Origin of the sequence: Citrobacter sp. RHBSTW-00570, assembly GCF_013739755.1 — a bacterium.
Lineage (GTDB): Bacteria > Pseudomonadota > Gammaproteobacteria > Enterobacterales > Enterobacteriaceae > Citrobacter > Citrobacter braakii.
Genome location: NZ_CP056399.1, coordinates 152,385 through 168,519, shown reverse-complemented (window position 1 = coordinate 168,519; position 16,135 = coordinate 152,385). Strand labels below are relative to the sequence as shown.

Annotated in this window: 16 protein-coding genes; 12 read left to right on the top strand and 4 right to left on the bottom strand. The window is 50.6% G+C overall.

What is annotated here, in order from left to right:
- The first annotated feature begins 7 nt into the window (after positions 1-7).
- From HV237_RS00795 to araD, 9 genes are all read left to right on the top strand, one after another.
- Entirely contained in the window at positions 8-472 is a 465-nt protein-coding gene (locus HV237_RS00795) for a YhcH/YjgK/YiaL family protein (RefSeq protein WP_047359051.1), read from the top strand.
- Positions 473-484: 12 nt separating this feature from the next.
- Entirely contained in the window at positions 485-1,417 is a 933-nt protein-coding gene (locus HV237_RS00790; RefSeq protein ID WP_181541663.1) for a DUF4862 family protein, read from the top strand.
- A gap of 144 nt (positions 1,418-1,561) precedes the next feature.
- Positions 1,562-2,035, top strand: a complete 474-nt coding sequence (gene yiaM, locus HV237_RS00785; RefSeq protein WP_047359025.1) for a 2,3-diketo-L-gulonate TRAP transporter small permease YiaM — start codon at positions 1,562-1,564, stop codon at positions 2,033-2,035.
- A 2-nt stretch (positions 2,036-2,037) separates the two neighbouring features.
- A complete protein-coding gene (gene yiaN, locus HV237_RS00780) occupies positions 2,038-3,315 on the top strand; it encodes a 2,3-diketo-L-gulonate TRAP transporter large permease YiaN (protein WP_047359024.1) in 1,278 nt (425 codons plus the stop codon).
- A 12-nt stretch (positions 3,316-3,327) separates the two neighbouring features.
- Positions 3,328-4,314: a TRAP transporter substrate-binding protein gene (locus HV237_RS00775; protein WP_047359023.1), complete on the top strand. Its 987-nt coding sequence runs from the start codon at positions 3,328-3,330 to the stop codon at positions 4,312-4,314.
- Between the two features lie 135 nt (positions 4,315-4,449).
- Positions 4,450-5,952: an FGGY-family carbohydrate kinase gene (locus HV237_RS00770; RefSeq protein WP_047359022.1), complete on the top strand. Its 1,503-nt coding sequence runs from the start codon at positions 4,450-4,452 to the stop codon at positions 5,950-5,952.
- Positions 5,952-6,614, top strand: a complete 663-nt coding sequence (gene ulaD, locus HV237_RS00765; RefSeq protein WP_047359027.1) for a 3-keto-L-gulonate-6-phosphate decarboxylase UlaD — start codon at positions 5,952-5,954, stop codon at positions 6,612-6,614. The genes HV237_RS00770 and ulaD overlap by 1 nt, the downstream gene beginning before the upstream one ends.
- Positions 6,607-7,467 (top strand): L-ribulose-5-phosphate 3-epimerase, encoded by an 861-nt coding sequence (locus HV237_RS00760; RefSeq protein WP_047359021.1) that lies wholly within the window; start codon positions 6,607-6,609, stop codon positions 7,465-7,467. Before ulaD ends, HV237_RS00760 begins: the two co-directional genes overlap by 8 nt.
- Positions 7,461-8,156 carry an L-ribulose-5-phosphate 4-epimerase gene (gene araD, locus HV237_RS00755; protein WP_047359020.1) on the top strand — a complete coding sequence of 232 codons (696 nt, stop codon included), beginning with the start codon at positions 7,461-7,463 and terminating at the stop codon, positions 8,154-8,156. The genes HV237_RS00760 and araD overlap by 7 nt, the downstream gene beginning before the upstream one ends.
- A 4-nt stretch (positions 8,157-8,160) precedes the next feature.
- On the opposite strand, the gene HV237_RS00750 is transcribed toward araD, so the two are convergent.
- Positions 8,161-8,976 carry a helix-turn-helix domain-containing protein gene (locus HV237_RS00750; protein WP_047359019.1) on the bottom strand — a complete coding sequence of 272 codons (816 nt, stop codon included), beginning with the start codon at positions 8,974-8,976 and terminating at the stop codon, positions 8,161-8,163.
- Between the two features lie 252 nt (positions 8,977-9,228).
- Between HV237_RS00750 and HV237_RS00745 the strand changes: the two genes are divergently transcribed.
- Both HV237_RS00745 and HV237_RS00740 read left to right on the top strand, forming a co-directional pair.
- On the top strand, positions 9,229-10,629 hold the full coding sequence (locus HV237_RS00745; protein WP_047359018.1) for an MFS transporter: 1,401 nt from the start codon (positions 9,229-9,231) through the stop codon (positions 10,627-10,629).
- Positions 10,630-10,639: 10 nt separating this feature from the next.
- On the top strand, positions 10,640-12,592 hold the full coding sequence (locus HV237_RS00740; protein WP_047359017.1) for a glycoside hydrolase family 127 protein: 1,953 nt from the start codon (positions 10,640-10,642) through the stop codon (positions 12,590-12,592).
- Between the two features lie 102 nt (positions 12,593-12,694).
- Here HV237_RS00740 and HV237_RS00735 read toward each other — a convergent pair whose 3' ends face one another.
- The gene (locus tag HV237_RS00735) at positions 12,695-13,435 is read right to left on the bottom strand and encodes a MipA/OmpV family protein (protein ID WP_016154944.1); all 741 of its coding nucleotides are present in this window, start codon (positions 13,433-13,435) and stop codon (positions 12,695-12,697) included.
- Positions 13,436-13,556: 121 nt separating this feature from the next.
- Here HV237_RS00735 and HV237_RS00730 point away from each other — a divergent pair, with 121 nt between their 5' ends.
- Entirely contained in the window at positions 13,557-14,510 is a 954-nt protein-coding gene (locus tag HV237_RS00730; RefSeq protein WP_016157735.1) for a LysR family transcriptional regulator, read from the top strand.
- A 47-nt stretch (positions 14,511-14,557) separates the two neighbouring features.
- On the opposite strand, the gene HV237_RS00725 is transcribed toward HV237_RS00730, so the two are convergent.
- Both HV237_RS00725 and HV237_RS00720 read right to left on the bottom strand, forming a co-directional pair.
- Positions 14,558-15,694, bottom strand: coding sequence for an HlyD family secretion protein (locus HV237_RS00725; RefSeq protein ID WP_047359015.1), 1,137 nt, complete (start codon positions 15,692-15,694; stop codon positions 14,558-14,560).
- 5 nt (positions 15,695-15,699) lie between these two features.
- Complete coding sequence (locus HV237_RS00720; RefSeq protein ID WP_003024200.1) at positions 15,700-16,023, bottom strand: DUF3302 domain-containing protein; 324 nt, start codon at positions 16,021-16,023, stop codon at positions 15,700-15,702.
- Between the last annotated feature and the right edge of the window lie 112 nt (positions 16,024-16,135).

Here is a 16,135-nt window from a genome sequence, read left to right as displayed (position 1 = left end):
CAACACCATGATCTTCGGACATATTGCTCAACCTAACCCATGCAGTTTGCCCGCGGCGATTGAAAGGGCGCTCGACTTTCTGCGCACCACAGATTTTCAAAAACTGGAGCCGGGCGTGGTGGAGATCGACGGTAAAAATATCTTCGCTCAAATTATCGATTTAACCACCCGTGACGTTGCCGAAAATCGTCCTGAGGTGCATCGCCGCTATCTGGATATTCAGTTTCTGGCCTGGGGTGAAGAGAAAATCGGGATCGCCATTGATACCGGGAATAACCAAATCAGTGAATCGTTATTAGAACAGCGCGATATTATTTTTTATCACGCCAGCGAACATGAATCTTTCATTGAAATGATTCCGGGAAGTTATGCCATATTTTTCCCGCAGGATGTTCACCGCCCTGCATGTCATAAAACTGTCGCCACGCCGATCCGCAAAATAGTTGTTAAAGTTTCTATTTCAGTTTTATAAAAGGAGCACAAAATGAATTTGGACAATGCCGGTTATATTATCGGTGCGTATCCCTGTGCACCCTCATTTCACCAAAAGTGTGAAGAGGAAGAGAAGGAATTCTGGCGACAACTCTCCGATACCCCAGATATTCGCGGACTGGAGCAGCCCTGCCTTGAACATCTGCACCCATTCGGCGACGAATGGTTATTACGTCATACACCGGGCGACTGGCAAATCGTGGTCACAGCTATAATGGAAACCATGCGCCGTCGTGGCGCAAACAGCGCTTTTGGGCTGGCTTCCAGCGACGAAGAACAACGTAAAGGCTGCGTGGCGTATTACCGTCATCTGCAGCAGAAAATCAACCATATCAATGCGGCCCGCTCCGGAAAAGTGATTGCGCTGGAGTTGCATGCCGCACCCTGTGCCAGCAATCCAGATGTTGCGCAGGCCACCGACGCATTCGCCCGTTCGCTTAAAGAGATAGCCAATTGGGACTGGTCCTGCGATCTGGTGCTTGAACATTGTGATGCCATGACCGGTATTGCGCCGCGCAAAGGTTTTCTGCCGTTGGACAACGTGTTGGAGGTCATTGCCGGGTATGACATCAGCGTGTGCATTAACTGGGCGCGATCGGCCATTGAAGGGCAGAATCCTGCCCTGGCGCTGACCCACACGCAGCAGGCCCAACGGGCTGGAAAACTAGGGGCGTTGATGTTCTCTGGCACGACGCTTACGGGAGAGTACGGTGAGTGGCAGGACTTACACGCACCGTTTGCCCCTTTTTGCCCGCAAAGCCTGATGACCACCGACCATGCCCGCGAATTATTCGCCTGCGCAGGAACCGAGCCATTGCAATTTGCCGGCATTAAATTACTGGAAATAAATGCCAATGCAGATGTAGCTCATCGTGTAGCAATATTGCGCGACGGTATCAACATGATAAATTTGGTGGACCAATAAATTAGATTGAATTATCCATAGAAAAATTATTATCAGATTAAATAAGCGATAGCTCACAGAATCATAACAGATATGAAAATTTAATTGTTTATATAAAAAAACCAATCACTCTTTCAACTCGACATTTGATCTGAAGGAATAATTATGAAGCGGGTACTTGAAGGCATTCTTGCAGTATTAATCGCAATATTGTCTTGCATTGTTTTTCTTAACGTTATCCTGCGTTATGGTTTTCAAACCAGCATTTTGTCGGTTGATGAGCTATCACGCTACTTGTTTGTCTGGCTAACGTTCATCGGTGCCATTGTCGCCTTTATGGATAATGCCCACGTGCAGGTGACTTTTTTGGTTGAGAAACTCTCACCGAAAAACCAGAGGCGTATGTCATTATTAACACATACGTTGATCTTATTACTTTGCATCGCACTCAGTTGGGGCGGAATACAAAAAGCACTCCAGGACTGGAGCGATCATTCCCCTATCCTCGGTATACCTATTGGCCTGATGTATGCCGCTTGCCTACCTACAGGAGTGGCAATTGCGCTTATTGAGCTGCGCCGATTGTATATCTTAATTGCCAGCAGGCATTCTTCCCAACAACCACAGCAAGGAGCTTAATCATGGCCGTCGTGATATTTCTCTGCTGTCTATTGGGCGGGATTGCAATTGGCTTGCCCATAGCCTGGTCTCTGTTGTTGTGTGGGATGGCTCTAATGATGTACCTCGATATGTTCGACGTACAAATCATGGCGCAAACGCTGGTTAACGGTGCAGATAGCTTCTCCCTGCTGGCAATTCCGTTCTTTGTCCTGGCGGGCGAAATTATGAATGCTGGCGGCCTGTCAAAGCGTATCGTTGACTTACCGATGAAGTTAGTTGGCCACAAACCTGGGGGGCTGGGATATGTTGGCGTGCTGGCAGCAATGATCATGGCCAGTTTATCTGGTTCTGCCGTTGCAGATACCGCCGCTGTCGCAGCATTGTTAGTCCCAATGATGCGTTCAGCCAACTATCCGGTAAACCGTTCTGTGGGACTTATTGCCTCCGGTGGAATTATCGCGCCCATTATCCCACCTTCGATCCCATTCATTATTTTTGGTGTCTCCAGCGGCTTATCCATCAGTAAGTTATTTATGGCAGGGATCGCACCTGGCATTATGATGGGTACGGTACTTATGCTTACATGGTGGTGGCAGGCCTCTCGCCTAAATCTACCACGCCAGCCCAAAGCCACCCCACGTGAAATTTGGCAATCATTGGTGTCTGGCATTTGGGCGCTATTTTTACCGGTTATTATTATTGGTGGTTTCCGCTCAGGATTATTCACTCCAACAGAAGCAGGGGCGGTAGCAGCATTTTATGCACTTTTTGTCGCTACGGTAATCTACCGAGAATTGCCTCTGACAAACTTATATCACGTACTGGTCAATGCGGCTAAAACTACCTCGATTGTAATGTTTCTGGTTGCCGCTGCTCAGGTATCCGCATGGCTTATCACGATCGCTGAGTTACCTATGATGGTTTCCGATTTACTGCAACCACTGGTGGATTCGCCACGGCTTTTATTTATTGTCATCATGCTGGCAATCCTCGTTGTAGGAATGGTGATGGATCTAACCCCGACGGTATTAATTCTAACACCAGTATTACTTCCGTTAGTTAAAGAAGCAGGCATCGACCCTATTTACTTTGGCGTAATGTTTATTATCAACTGCTCTATTGGATTAATAACCCCACCAGTAGGCAATGTTCTTAATGTTATTTCAGGCGTAGCAAAACTAAAATTTGATGACGCCGTAAGAGGCGTTACACCTTATGTAATAGTGTTATTTATGCTGCTAATACTTTTTATATTTATTCCTGAACTTATCACCACACCGCTTAAATGGATTAACTAAAAGGAAAATAACATGAAATTATGCTCTGTAACCTACACATTATTAATAGCTGGCCTGATGACTTTCAGCCTGTCGTCACAGGCTGCGCAATCTTTGCGTTTTGGCTATGAAACACCACAAACAGACTCTCAACATATCGCCGCAAAAAAGTTTAATGAATTGCTTAAAGAAAAAACCAACGGCGCGCTGGCGCTTAAACTCTTCCCTGACAGTACGTTGGGCAACGCGCAGGCGATGATCAGCGGCGTACGCGGTGGCACCATTGATATGGAAATGTCTGGTTCAAACAACTTCACTGGCCTTGCTCCAGTATTTAACCTGCTGGATGTGCCATTCCTGTTTCGTGACACGGCACATGCGCATAAAACGCTGGATGGCGAGGTCGGCGAAGAGCTGAAAAAGTCACTTGAACCGAAAGGATTGGTTGTACTGGCATATTGGGAGAATGGCTGGCGTGATGTGACAAATTCACGTGCGCCAGTGAAAACACCCGCAGACCTGAAAGGATTAAAAGTGCGCACGAATAACAGCCCAATGAATATTGCCGCATTTAAGATCTTCGGCGCTAATCCAATTCCAATGCCATTCGCAGAAGTTTACACCGGACTGGAAACCCGTGCGATTGATGCACAAGAACATCCTATCAACGTCGTATGGTCTGCCAAGTTTTATGAAGTGCAGAAGTATCTTTCTCTTACTCACCATGCTTACTCACCTTTGTTACTCGTGATGAATAAAGCCAAATTCGATGCATTAGCACCGAAGCTACAAGAAACATTATTAAGTGCCGCCAAAGAGGCGGGAGATTACCAACGTCAGTTGGTCGCGGAAAATCAGCAAAAAATTATCGATGGTATGAAAAATTCGGGAGTGGAAGTGCTGACGGATATCGATCGCAAAGCTTTTAGTAATGTTTTGGGCAACCAGGTCCGCGATATGTTCCTAAAGGACACGCCGCATGGCGCATACCTGCTAAAAGCGGTCGATGAGGTCCAATAAATTATGGGCATATTCTGGATTATTCCAGCGTACGCCTCATATCTGCCCGGTAGCCATAAGCTTGCCGGGCCTGCAAATGGCACCACTGTAGACCAGATAAGCACAGCGCCATCCGGCAAAAATGAGATAACAAAGATGAGTGAGAAAGCGACCTTCTGGCTGGGTATTGATTGCGGCGGTACATATCTGAAAGCAGGTTTGTATGATGCCAAAGGTCATGAGCTGGGAATTAACCGGCAATCGCTGCAGACAATATCGCCATTACCCGGTTACGCCGAACGCGATATGCACCAACTGTGGCAACAGTGCGTCGCGACCATTGACGGGCTGTTAAAGCGTACAGGCGTCTGCGGCGAGCAAATCAAAGGCGTCGGTATATCCGCTCAGGGCAAAGGCCTGTTCCTTCTTGATAAGCAAGATAAGCCGCTAGGTAATGCCATTCTCTCTTCTGACCGACGTGCGATGGACATCGTACAGCGCTGGCAGCAGGATGGGATCCCTGAGCAGCTCTACCCGGTCACCCGCCAGACATTGTGGACCGGGCATCCGGCATCGCTCCTGCGCTGGGTGAAAGAGAACACCCCTCAGCGCTACGCGCAAATTGGTAGTGTCATGATGGGTCATGACTATCTGCGCTGGTGCTTAACCGGCGTCAAAGGCTGCGAAGAGAGCAATATCTCCGAGTCGAACCTCTACAACATGACCACGGGTCAGTACGACCCGAGGCTGACTCAGTGGCTGGGTATCAGTGAAATCGACCATGCCCAGCCCCCCATCGTGGGGTCAGCAGAAATATGCGGGGAAATCACCGCTCAGACAGCCGCCATCACCGGTCTGGCGGCGGGTACGCCCGTCGTCGGCGGTCTATTTGATGTGGTTTCCACCGCACTCTGCGCCGGTATCGAAGATGAGCACACCCTTAACGCGGTGATGGGAACGTGGGCTGTCACCAGCGGGATCGCTCACGGGCTGCGCGACCACGAGCCTCATCCCTATGTTTATGGCCGCTATGTGAATGACGGGCAGTACATCGTTCATGAAGCCAGTCCGACCTCCTCCGGCAATCTGGAATGGTTTACCGCTCAGTGGGGTGAGCTCTCTTTTGATGAGATCAATCAGGCCGTAGCCAGTTTACCGAAAGCCGGTAGCGCGCTTTTCTTCCTGCCTTTTTTGTACGGCAGTAACGCCGGGCTGGAGATGACCAGCGGCTTTTATGGCATGCAGGCTATACACACTCGCGCCCACTTATTACAGGCCATCTACGAAGGCGTGGTTTTCAGCCACATGACCCACCTGAACCGCATGCGTGAACGTTTTACGCAGGCACATACCCTGCGCGTCACCGGAGGTCCGGCGCACTCCGACATCTGGATGCAAATGCTGGCAGACGTCAGCGGCTTACGTATCGAGCTGCCACAGATTGAAGAGACCGGCTGCTTTGGCGCAGCACTCGCCGCCCGCGTAGGCACCGGCGTTTATCACAATTTCAGCGACGCGCAGCGCAGCTTACAGCACCCAGTGCGCACACTGCTGCCAGACGCTGCCGCGCATGCGAGCTACCAGCGCAAATACCGCCAATACCAGAATTTAATTACCGCACTACAGGGCTATCACGCCCGCATTAAGGAGCACGAATGATGAGTCGACCATTACTGCAACTGGCGCTCGACCACACCAACCTGCAGGCAGCCCAGCGCGATGTCGCACTGCTACAAGAAAGTGTCGATATCGTTGAAGCGGGAACGATTCTCTGCTTAACCGAAGGACTTAGCGCCGTCAAAGCGCTGCGCGCCCAGTGCCCAAATAAAATCATCGTCGCCGACTGGAAGGTAGCCGATGCGGGCGAAACCCTTGCACAGCAAGCGTTTGGCGCTGGCGCTAACTGGATGACCATCATCTGCGCTGCGCCGCTGGCGACGGTAGAGAAAGGCCATGGCGTCGCGCAGTCCTGCGGCGGCGAAATTCAGATGGAACTGTTCGGCAACTGGACGCTGGATGACGCCCGTGACTGGTATCACGTTGGGGTTCGCCAGGCGATTTACCATCGGGGGCGCGATGCCCAGGCCAGCGGGCAACAGTGGGGAGAAGCGGATCTGGCGCGCATGAAAGCGCTTTCCGATATCGGTCTGGAGTTGTCGATTACCGGCGGGATTACGCCCGCCGACCTGCCGCTGTTTCGCGATATCAACGTCAAAGCCTTTATCGCCGGACGCGCGCTGGCTGGGGCGCAAAACCCAACGCAGGTTGCAGCTGAATTCCATGCGCAAATCGACGCCATCTGGGGAGCACAGTATGCGTAATCATCCGTTAGGTATCTATGAAAAAGCGCTGGCGAAAGACCTCTCCTGGCCGGAGCGTTTGGTGCTGGCGAAAAGCTGCGGTTTTGATTTCGTCGAGATGTCGGTGGATGAAACCGATGAACGTCTGTCGCGTCTCGACTGGAGCCCCGCTCAGCGCGCATCGCTGGTGAGCGCGATGCTGGAAACCGGCGTGGCAATCCCCTCAATGTGCCTGTCCGCCCACCGCCGTTTTCCCTTTGGCAGCCGCGATGAATCAGTCCGAGTTCGGGCGCGCGACATCATGACCAAAGCCATTCGTCTGGCGCGCGATCTCGGTATTCGCACCATTCAATTGGCAGGTTATGACGTCTATTACGAGGAACATGACGAAGGTACGCAGCAGCGCTTTGCCGAAGGGTTGGCATGGGCAGTCGAGCAAGCCGCCGCCGCGCAGGTCATGCTGGCGGTAGAAATTATGGATACCGCTTTTATGAACTCGATTAGCAAGTGGAAAAAGTGGGACGAAATGCTGTCATCGCCGTGGTTCACCGTCTATCCGGACGTAGGCAATCTCAGTGCCTGGGGAAATGACGTCACTGCCGAATTGACGCTGGGCATCGACCGTATCGCCGCTATCCACCTGAAAGACACGCTGCCGGTAACCGAAACGCATCCGGGCCAGTTTCGCGATGTGCCTTTTGGCGAAGGGTGCGTGGACTTTGTCGGTATCTTCAAAACGCTGTATGAGCTGAACTATCGCGGATCGTTTCTGATTGAAATGTGGACTGAAAAAGCGAATGAGCCGGTACTGGAAATTATCCAGGCGCGACGCTGGATAGAAGCACGTATGCAGGAAGGAGGATTTCCATGTTAGAACAACTGAAGGCCGAGGTGCTGGCGGCCAATCTGGCGCTTCCGGCTCATGGTTTAGTCACCTTTACCTGGGGTAACGTCAGCGCGGTGGATGAAACGCGTAAGCTGATGGTGATTAAGCCGTCCGGCGTGGAATATGACGTGATGGCCGCCGACGATATGGTGGTGGTGGATATTGCCAGCGGCAATGTGGTTGAAGGCAGTAAAAAACCCTCCTCAGACACGCCAACCCATCTGGCGCTGTACCGTCGCTACCCTGAAATCGGTGGGATCGTCCACACCCATTCACGCCACGCGACGATCTGGTCACAGGCGGGTCTTGATCTCCCGGCATGGGGCACCACACATGCCGATTATTTCTATGGTTCTATTCCGTGTACTCGTCTGATGACCGTTGAGGAGATTAACGGCGAATATGAATATCAAACCGGTGAGGTCATTATTCAGACCTTTGAGCAACGCGATCTTAATCCGCTGCAGGTTCCGGCGGTATTAGTGCATTCACACGGTCCGTTCGCCTGGGGTAAAGATGCCGCAGACGCCGTACATAACGCAGTGGTGCTCGAAGAGTGCGCCTATATGGGGCTGTTCTCGCGCCAGTTAGCCCCTCAGTTGCCGGATATGCAGTCGGAGTTGCTGGATAAACACTATCTGCGCAAACACGGCGTGAATGCGTATTACGGGCAGTAACGGGTCAGGCGCTATTAATATGCTCTTTGCAATAGCGCCGTTTCCACGCCGCGGGTGTCAGGCTGGTATGCTTGCGAAAGATTTTGCGAAAGTAACCCACATCATTAAATCCACATTTTATCGCCACTTCGGTAAGCGACAGCGAGCCACTGATCAACAGTTTTTCTGCCGCCCTTACCCGCTGGCGATGCAATGCTTCAGTTAGCGTCAGCCTGAAAGCGCTACGGAATACACGCCCCAGATAATCCGCATTGCAATACAGTTCTTTCGCCAGAGTTGAAGCACTAATCGGCAGGTGGAACTGGGTGTGGATTATTTGTTGCGCTTTCCATGCCAGCGCATTACCGGGACTATCTGCGGGTTGCTCGCTAGCCGCCGCGGAGATTTGCTGCAAAATCAGCAGTAGGATCAGTTCCAACGCAACGCTGCGATGAATATTTTCCTGCTCGCGTAAGAACTGGCGAAACAGCGAAATAATATATTGTGGCTCGCTAACCCGGGCATGCTGAGGAATTGCAAGCAACGGTTCTGTAAGTGAAGCATCGTTTTCTGCTGTCACCTCAAAGTGCAGCCAGTAAAATTTCAAATCAGCCGGAAATTGTCCCACACCAATATGCGAACGCTGCGGCCATAGCAACAAACTTTCTCCAGCATTCACACAAAAAACGGTCTGGCCTTCGCGAATCGTTAATGTCCCTTTTTCGACAAAGATGATTTCCCAGGATTGCAATTGCCGCGCAGGATGGCTTCCCACGCCTCGGGAAATAAATAGCCCACCATTTTGCACTTTAATCGGAAGAGACATGGACAATTCGAGCATATATATTCAAATTCCCGCTTTTTGCATTATTTAAACCACCCTTTATCATTGATTATTCACGATAAAATTGCTTTCCGCTGGATCGAAATCACATTTTTATAATGAAGTCGGAATTGTCATCTTTTTATACTTTTCTCTTCCCTTGTTGACCCAAACATTTCGTGCAGAATAAATAACGTACTTTGCAAATTACAAACAAATAACCCGCAACGTAGCGGGGTACTTTCTGAACATCCTCTCCGGGAGTTATTTATGACTTCGGCTCCGATTACGACCTCTGATTTGGCACAGCGTGCCCAGGACGACAAATTATCCCTGCGTGAAAAAATTGGCTACGGCCTGGGCGATGCAGGCGGGACGGTAATTACCTGTCTGATCATGAACTTTCTGACATTTTTCTACACCGATGTCTTCGGGTTAACGCCCGCGCTGGTCGGCACATTGTTTATTGCCCTGCGCGTATTTGATGCTATTTCCGATCCGATAATGGGCATACTTGCCGACCGCACACAAAGCCGCTGGGGGCGTTTTCGCCCATGGCAGCTGTGGGTGGCAATTCCCATTGGCATCATTGGCGTACTGACGTTTACCGTCCCTGACGCCAGCATGAGCGTAAAAATCGCCTGGGCATTCGGCACCTATCTGTTGCTCTCTGTCGGCTATACCGCCATCAACGTACCGTATTGTGCGCTGATCAACACCATGACAACCCGCCATAACGAGGTGATCGCCTGTCAGTCCTGGCGCTTTGTGCTGTGCGGCGTGGCAGGATTCCTTGTCTCCGTTGGTCTGCCGTGGATGGTGGATATTCTGGGTCAGGGCAATGCCGCGCAGGGTTATCAGTTCGGCGTGGGCATCCTGTGCGCCATCGCAGTGGTGATGTTCCTGTGCTGTTTCTTCTGGGTTCGCGAGCGTGTGCCACTGGCGATGATGGGAAAATTTACCCTGCGCGAACACATTGGCGGACTGCGCAAAAATGATCAGCTATTACTGATGCTGGTGATGTCTTTCCTGCTGATTAACGTCTTCAATATTCGCGGCGGCGGGTACATGTACTTCATTACCTACGTGCTGGAGGGCAGCACCGCTTACACGTCGCTGTTTTTCACCATGGTCACCTTCGCGTCCATCATCGGTTCAGTGGTTGTCAGCCCGCTGACCCGCCGCATTGATACCGTCAAACTCTATTACTACACCAACCTGGTGCTGGCAGCCCTGGCAGTGATGATGTGGTTCCTGCCGACCGGTTCGGCTTATCAGACATTATGGCTGGCGGTTATTCTCGGCAACGGCATTATTCTGGGCTTCACGCTGCCGCTGCACTTCTCGCTGATGGCCTTTGCCGACGATTACGGCGAGTGGAAAACCGGCGTGCGTTCCTCCGGCATGAATTTCGCCTTCAACCTGTTTTTCATCAAGCTGGCCTGGGCCTCAAGCGCGGGGATCATCAGCCTGTTGTTTATTTTTGTCGCCTATCAGCCAGGCGCTGGCAACCAAACCGCCAGTTCGCTGCAAGGGATTACGGCGATGGAAACGCTGCTGCCCGCGCTGTTCCACCTGCTGCTGGCGCTGTCTATCCGCATTTGTAAACTCAATAACCCGATGATGTCGCGCATTGCCACCGATCTGCGTCAGCGTCATGTACAGCCTTAAGGAGCATGAAATGAACGTACTGGAAGTCGACCTGCACAAGCTCACGGTCAGCGATCCGTTTCTCGGACAATATCAGCAGTTGGTGCGTGATGTGGTGCTCCCCTACCAGTGGGATGCGCTCAATGACCGCATTGCAGAGGCGGAACCAAGCCATGCGATAGAGAACTTCCGCATCGCCGCAGGGCTGCAGGATGGCGAGTTTTACGGCATGGTTTTTCAGGATAGCGATGTAGCGAAATGGCTGGAGGCAGTTGCCTGGTCGCTGTGCCAGAAACCCGATGCGGAACTTGAGAAAACCGCTGATGAGGTCATTGAACTGGTGGCTGCGGCACAGTGTGAAGATGGCTATCTCAATACTTACTTTACGGTAAAAGCCCCGGATGAACGCTGGACCAACCTCGCGGAATGCCATGAACTGTACTGCGCCGGTCATTTAATTGAAGCGGGCGTCGCATTTTTCCAGGCGACGGGTAAGCGTCGTCTGTTAGAGGTGGTGTGCCGCCTGGCGGATCACATCGACAGCGTGTTTGGTCTCGGAGAGAATCAACTGCGTGGCTACCCCGGACACCCGGAAATCGAGCTGGCCTTAATGCGCTTGTTCGAAGTGACCCAGCAACCTCGCTATATGGCGCTGGTAAATTACTTTGTTGAGCAGCGCGGCGCACAGCCCCATTTCTATGACGAAGAGTATGAAAAGCGCGGCCAAACCTCTTACTGGCATACTTACGGCCCAGCATGGATGGTGAAGGATAAACCCTATAGCCAGGCACATCAGCCCATTTCAGAACAGCAAACGGCGATCGGTCATGCAGTACGTTTTGTTTATCTGATGACCGGCGTGGCGCACCTGGCGCGCTTAAGCCGGGACGAAGGCAAACGTCAGGATTGCCTGCGTCTGTGGAAAAACATGGTCCAGCGTCAGTTGTACATTACCGGCGGGATCGGCTCTCAAAGCAGCGGTGAGGCTTTTAGCAGCGATTACGATCTGCCCAACGACTCCGTGTACGCGGAAAGCTGCGCTTCAATCGGACTGATGATGTTCGCCCGCAGAATGCTGGAAATGGAGGCCGACAGCCAGTATGCCGACGTAATGGAGCGCGCCCTGTATAACACCGTACTTGGCGGCATGGCGCTGGACGGTAAACACTTTTTCTACGTAAACCCACTGGAAGTACATCCTAAGTCATTAAAATTCAATCATATTTACGACCACGTGAAGCCCGTTCGCCAACGCTGGTTCGGCTGCGCCTGCTGTCCGCCAAATATCGCCCGCGTGTTAACCTCAATTGGTCATTACATCTACACGCCACGTCAGGACGCGCTGTATATCAATATGTACGTGGGCAATAGCATGGAAGTCCCCATTGCAGATGGCTCGCTCAAACTGCGCATTAGCGGAGATTATCCATGGCATGAGCAGGTAAAAATCGCCATCGAATCGCCGCAGTCGGTATATCACACTCTGGCCCTGCGCCTACCAGACTGGTGCTCCGCGCCGCAGGTTTTACTGAATGGTCAGCCGGTTGAGCAGGATATTCGCAAAGGCTATTTGCACATCAGCCGAATCTGGCAGGAGGGAGATACGCTGAGTCTGACTCTGCCGATGCCGGTGCGTCGGGTGTACGGAAATCCACTGGTGCGTCATGTTGCCGGTAAGGTCGCCATTCAACGAGGGCCGCTGGTGTATTGCCTGGAGCAGGCCGACAACGGTGAGGAGCTACATAATTTGTGGCTGCCAAAAGAGAGTGAATTCAGGGTATTCGAGGGTAAGGGGCTGTTCAGCCATAAACAGTTAATTCAGGCTGAAGGCGTGAAGCAAAGTAGCGATGACGCGACACAGCAATCCTTGTGGCACTACGATGTTTCACCGACTACGCGCCAGCCACATACCCTGACGTTTATTCCGTGGTTTAGCTGGGCGAACCGTGGTGAAGGCGAAATGCGTATCTGGGTAAACGAGTAGTAATTAAACCGTGCCGGATGGCAACACTTCACGTCTTATCCGGCCTACAACACCCATCCACGTAGGCCTGATAAGCGAAGCGCCATCAGGCACGTATTTAAATCAGAAACGCCAGGTCAGACCGGACATAAAGGTAAAGCTGTCATCACGGTCGACCATCGGGCTATTTTTAATATCATCTGGCAGCGCACTATAGTTGGCGCTGGCCAGCAGCGTCAGATTGCTGGTCAATGCGTATTTAGCGGACAGGCCAACATACGGTGTCCAGCTATCGCCAGGGGAGTAGCTTGATAACCCACTACGGCGGGATTCATTGCCAGAGATGCCGTAGTAATATTCGTTGAAGTTTTCGTCATAGTAGAGCACGCCAATCGCCGGCGTCAGCGTCAGCTTGCCCATCGGCATTTGGCGAAACAGAGACATTTCCCCAACCCAACCGTTGCTGTTGTCCAGCACATCCGCTGCTGCGGAGACTTTCACGCTGCCCCATTTCTCATGGTGATACCATGCAGCACCCGCCATCGCGGTTGCGTCACGCTTGTTCAGTTGCTTCATCGCTTGATCGTCGTTATCACCCGGATCAAACTCAAGCGGCATGTACGAGGCAGTAATGCTAAATTCATTACTTTCATTTTTTGAAAGAATATAACCTAACGTTGTTTGCCTAAAATAAAATGATTCACTTTCATAACTGACAAGCGGTACTGCGTGAACGTTATCATTATATCCACGATAAGGAGATTCGTTATATACAGCGCCGCCGCCAATAGAAAATTCTGCGGCAGTTGCGCTCGCCATAAATGAAAAGGCGAATAGCGCCACAATATTGCGTTTAATTAACATGCCCACATTCCATTTTAAAATAAGATACAAAACGCGTGCATAATAATGCTTACAATTTCATCGGTGCAAGATTCATATTTATATAGTAATATATACAAACATATATATATTGGGTTTGGCGATGAACAAATTACAACTCAAACACCGGGAACTGAAGATTATTTCGGTAATTGCTGCCAGTGAAAACATCAGTCATGCCGCTACGGTTCTCGGCATCGCACAAGCCAACGTTAGTAAGTATCTTGCTGATTTTGAATCCAAAGTTGGACTAAAGGTATTTGATCGCACCACTCGACAGCTCACCCTCACACCGTTTGGTACAGCGCTGCTTCCTTACATCAATGACATGTTGGACAGAAACGATCAGCTCAATAATTTCATTGCTGATTATAAGCACGAAAAACGTGGCCGGGTAACCGTATATGCTCCGACGGGCATAATTGCTTATTTATCGCAACATGTGATCGCAAAAATTCAGGATATTGGTGGAATTAGCCTCTCACTTAAAACATGTAACCTGGAACGAAAGGCATTTTTTGAAGGTGTCGACTTCCCTGAAGATTGTGATATTTTAATTACCTATGCGCATCCTAAAGATGAATCTCTGGTTGCCAGTTTCATTACCAAATATGCGGTGACGGCTTTTGCCAGCCCTGAGTATATCAAAGCACATCCTATTAGTAGCCCTGATGAACTGGAAGAACATTCCTGTATCCTGATTGATTCCATGATGATAGATGAGGCTAATATCTGGCGTTTCACTTCTGCCGGAGGCAAGGAGATGCACGATTATCGGGTAACCGGAAATTATGTCTGCGACAATACACAGTCTGCACTGGCGCTGGCACGTAACCATCTGGGCATTGTTTTTGCGCCAAATGCGAGTGTGCAAAAAGATGTTGAATCCGGGTCGCTGGTTCCATGTTTCTCAGAACAACATGAATGGTGGCTGGATTTGGTGGTGATTTTCCGCAAACGTGAATATCAGCCATGGCGGGTACAGTTTATTCTTGATGAGATGTTGGCAGAGATCCGCCAGCAACTTACTCAGGCGCTGGAACAGCAGCCTGAGTAAGCGAATTAGGGTACCAGGTTCAAAATGGTAAGCAAAATAGCCTGCGCCTAGTGATCGAGATACAGATAATGCACCCAACTGGTCATACGCAGCAGAACCTTACGCATCACTGACACATGGGTGAAGTGATCAGAATAAACCGCGACCTGCGCATAAATCCCATCAGGCAGAGCGTTCACATCCACATTATCATTCAGCTCAATCGTGGCGATCACCCCCTCCGATCCGGGCGTAGAATTTAAGGATTGCAGCACCCCATTCGACTGATATGTCCCCCCCGGTACGGCCGGACTGATGGCAGCCAGTTTGCCGCTGAAAACCTTACCCGGCAAGGCGTTAAACACCACCTCAGCTTCATCGCCTGGCTCCAATCGCAGCAACGAGTTTTGCCGGAACTGGGCGATAATTTGCCGTTTTTGATCCGGGATAAACACCATCACCGGACGCATAGGCAGCGCGGCGGCATAGGTTCCCGGTCGCATCAGCACCTGCGTAACGTAACCATCGCTGGGCGCGCGAACCACTGTCTGGTCCAGGTTGAACTCCGCTTCGGCTAACTGCGCTTTCAGGCTGGCAATTTGCGAATTCTCACCCTGCACCAGGCTGTCTAACTGACTCTGGATTTGCTGTTGTTCCGCAACGGAGGATTTCACCGCTGCTTCCTGCGCCAGATAGTTTTGCCGCGCCGCATCGATATCGCGTTCAGAAAAAGGATTGACCTTCGCCTGACTCCCCTGCGCATAGCGCTGGTAATCTTTAGCTAGCTTGTCACGCGTAGCCTTTGCCCGCTGCGTGTTGGCTTGCATTTCGTCTAACTGCGCCACCAGCACCTGCTCTTTATGTTGTGCGGTGACAATATCAGCTTTCAGGCGATCAACTCGTGCCTGATAACGTCCCGGATTAAGTTTAAACAGTACCTCACCTTTTTTGATCAGCGTATTCTTCTTATCCGTCACTTCCGTCACGACCCCCGTGACCTGCGGTACTACGGGAATAGAAATTACTGCCTTTTGCGCCTTAAATGTATACGGATGGTTATAATTCATCAGTAATATAAGCCCGCAAACAATGAATATACCGCCCAATGCTGCAGTGGGTACTGTCCATTTATTGGCAGGAATTTTAAAAATCTTAAATATTGACCATGCGCACGCCACATAGGTCAGAACGATCAATAAATCCATCGATATTACTCCGCCGGAGAGGTCTTCGCCTCACCCAGTTTCTTTTCCAGATCGGCAACCCTGGCCTGCAACTGGATCAGGGAAGAATCCGCGCTTTGCATACCCCACCCGCGTTCCGGGCGATAAAGCGTTGCCCAGATCCATAAAAAGGGCCAAATGACATGTAAGGTAAACAAACTCACCCAGCCCGCGACATGTATTGCGTCAGCATGAGGATGGTTACGTTTCTTTGCAATGAGATAGGGAATATCATGCAGAATAATAATCCCGTAAAAAATGACCAGGAATACAAAAATAAGCACTCCTAATGCAAAATAATTAAGGAACATATTTGCCTCAGGGATTTAAATTAAAAATTCGGCTGCAATTTGATTTACACAATAGAGTTGATAATAGTAGTGGAATGACCAGATTGGATGCAATCGTCTTATTTATATAACG

What these genes read in the sequence shown, in the direction of transcription:
- HV237_RS00795 (WP_047359051.1), top strand. Translation starts at nt 8, where the DNA reads ATGATCTTCGGACATATTGCTCAACCTAACCCATGCAGTTTGCCCGCG.
- HV237_RS00790 (WP_181541663.1), top strand. Translation starts at nt 485, where the DNA reads ATGAATTTGGACAATGCCGGTTATATTATCGGTGCGTATCCCTGTGCA.
- yiaM (WP_047359025.1), top strand. Translation starts at nt 1,562, where the DNA reads ATGAAGCGGGTACTTGAAGGCATTCTTGCAGTATTAATCGCAATATTG.
- yiaN (WP_047359024.1), top strand. Translation starts at nt 2,038, where the DNA reads ATGGCCGTCGTGATATTTCTCTGCTGTCTATTGGGCGGGATTGCAATT.
- HV237_RS00775 (WP_047359023.1), top strand. Translation starts at nt 3,328, where the DNA reads ATGAAATTATGCTCTGTAACCTACACATTATTAATAGCTGGCCTGATG.
- HV237_RS00770 (WP_047359022.1), top strand. Translation starts at nt 4,450, where the DNA reads ATGAGTGAGAAAGCGACCTTCTGGCTGGGTATTGATTGCGGCGGTACA.
- ulaD (WP_047359027.1), top strand. Translation starts at nt 5,952, where the DNA reads ATGAGTCGACCATTACTGCAACTGGCGCTCGACCACACCAACCTGCAG.
- HV237_RS00760 (WP_047359021.1), top strand. Translation starts at nt 6,607, where the DNA reads ATGCGTAATCATCCGTTAGGTATCTATGAAAAAGCGCTGGCGAAAGAC.
- araD (WP_047359020.1), top strand. Translation starts at nt 7,461, where the DNA reads ATGTTAGAACAACTGAAGGCCGAGGTGCTGGCGGCCAATCTGGCGCTT.
- HV237_RS00750 (WP_047359019.1), bottom strand. Translation starts at nt 8,976, where the DNA reads ATGCTCGAATTGTCCATGTCTCTTCCGATTAAAGTGCAAAATGGTGGG.
- HV237_RS00745 (WP_047359018.1), top strand. Translation starts at nt 9,229, where the DNA reads ATGACTTCGGCTCCGATTACGACCTCTGATTTGGCACAGCGTGCCCAG.
- HV237_RS00740 (WP_047359017.1), top strand. Translation starts at nt 10,640, where the DNA reads ATGAACGTACTGGAAGTCGACCTGCACAAGCTCACGGTCAGCGATCCG.
- HV237_RS00735 (WP_016154944.1), bottom strand. Translation starts at nt 13,435, where the DNA reads ATGTTAATTAAACGCAATATTGTGGCGCTATTCGCCTTTTCATTTATG.
- HV237_RS00730 (WP_016157735.1), top strand. Translation starts at nt 13,557, where the DNA reads ATGAACAAATTACAACTCAAACACCGGGAACTGAAGATTATTTCGGTA.
- HV237_RS00725 (WP_047359015.1), bottom strand. Translation starts at nt 15,694, where the DNA reads ATGGATTTATTGATCGTTCTGACCTATGTGGCGTGCGCATGGTCAATA.
- HV237_RS00720 (WP_003024200.1), bottom strand. Translation starts at nt 16,023, where the DNA reads ATGTTCCTTAATTATTTTGCATTAGGAGTGCTTATTTTTGTATTCCTG.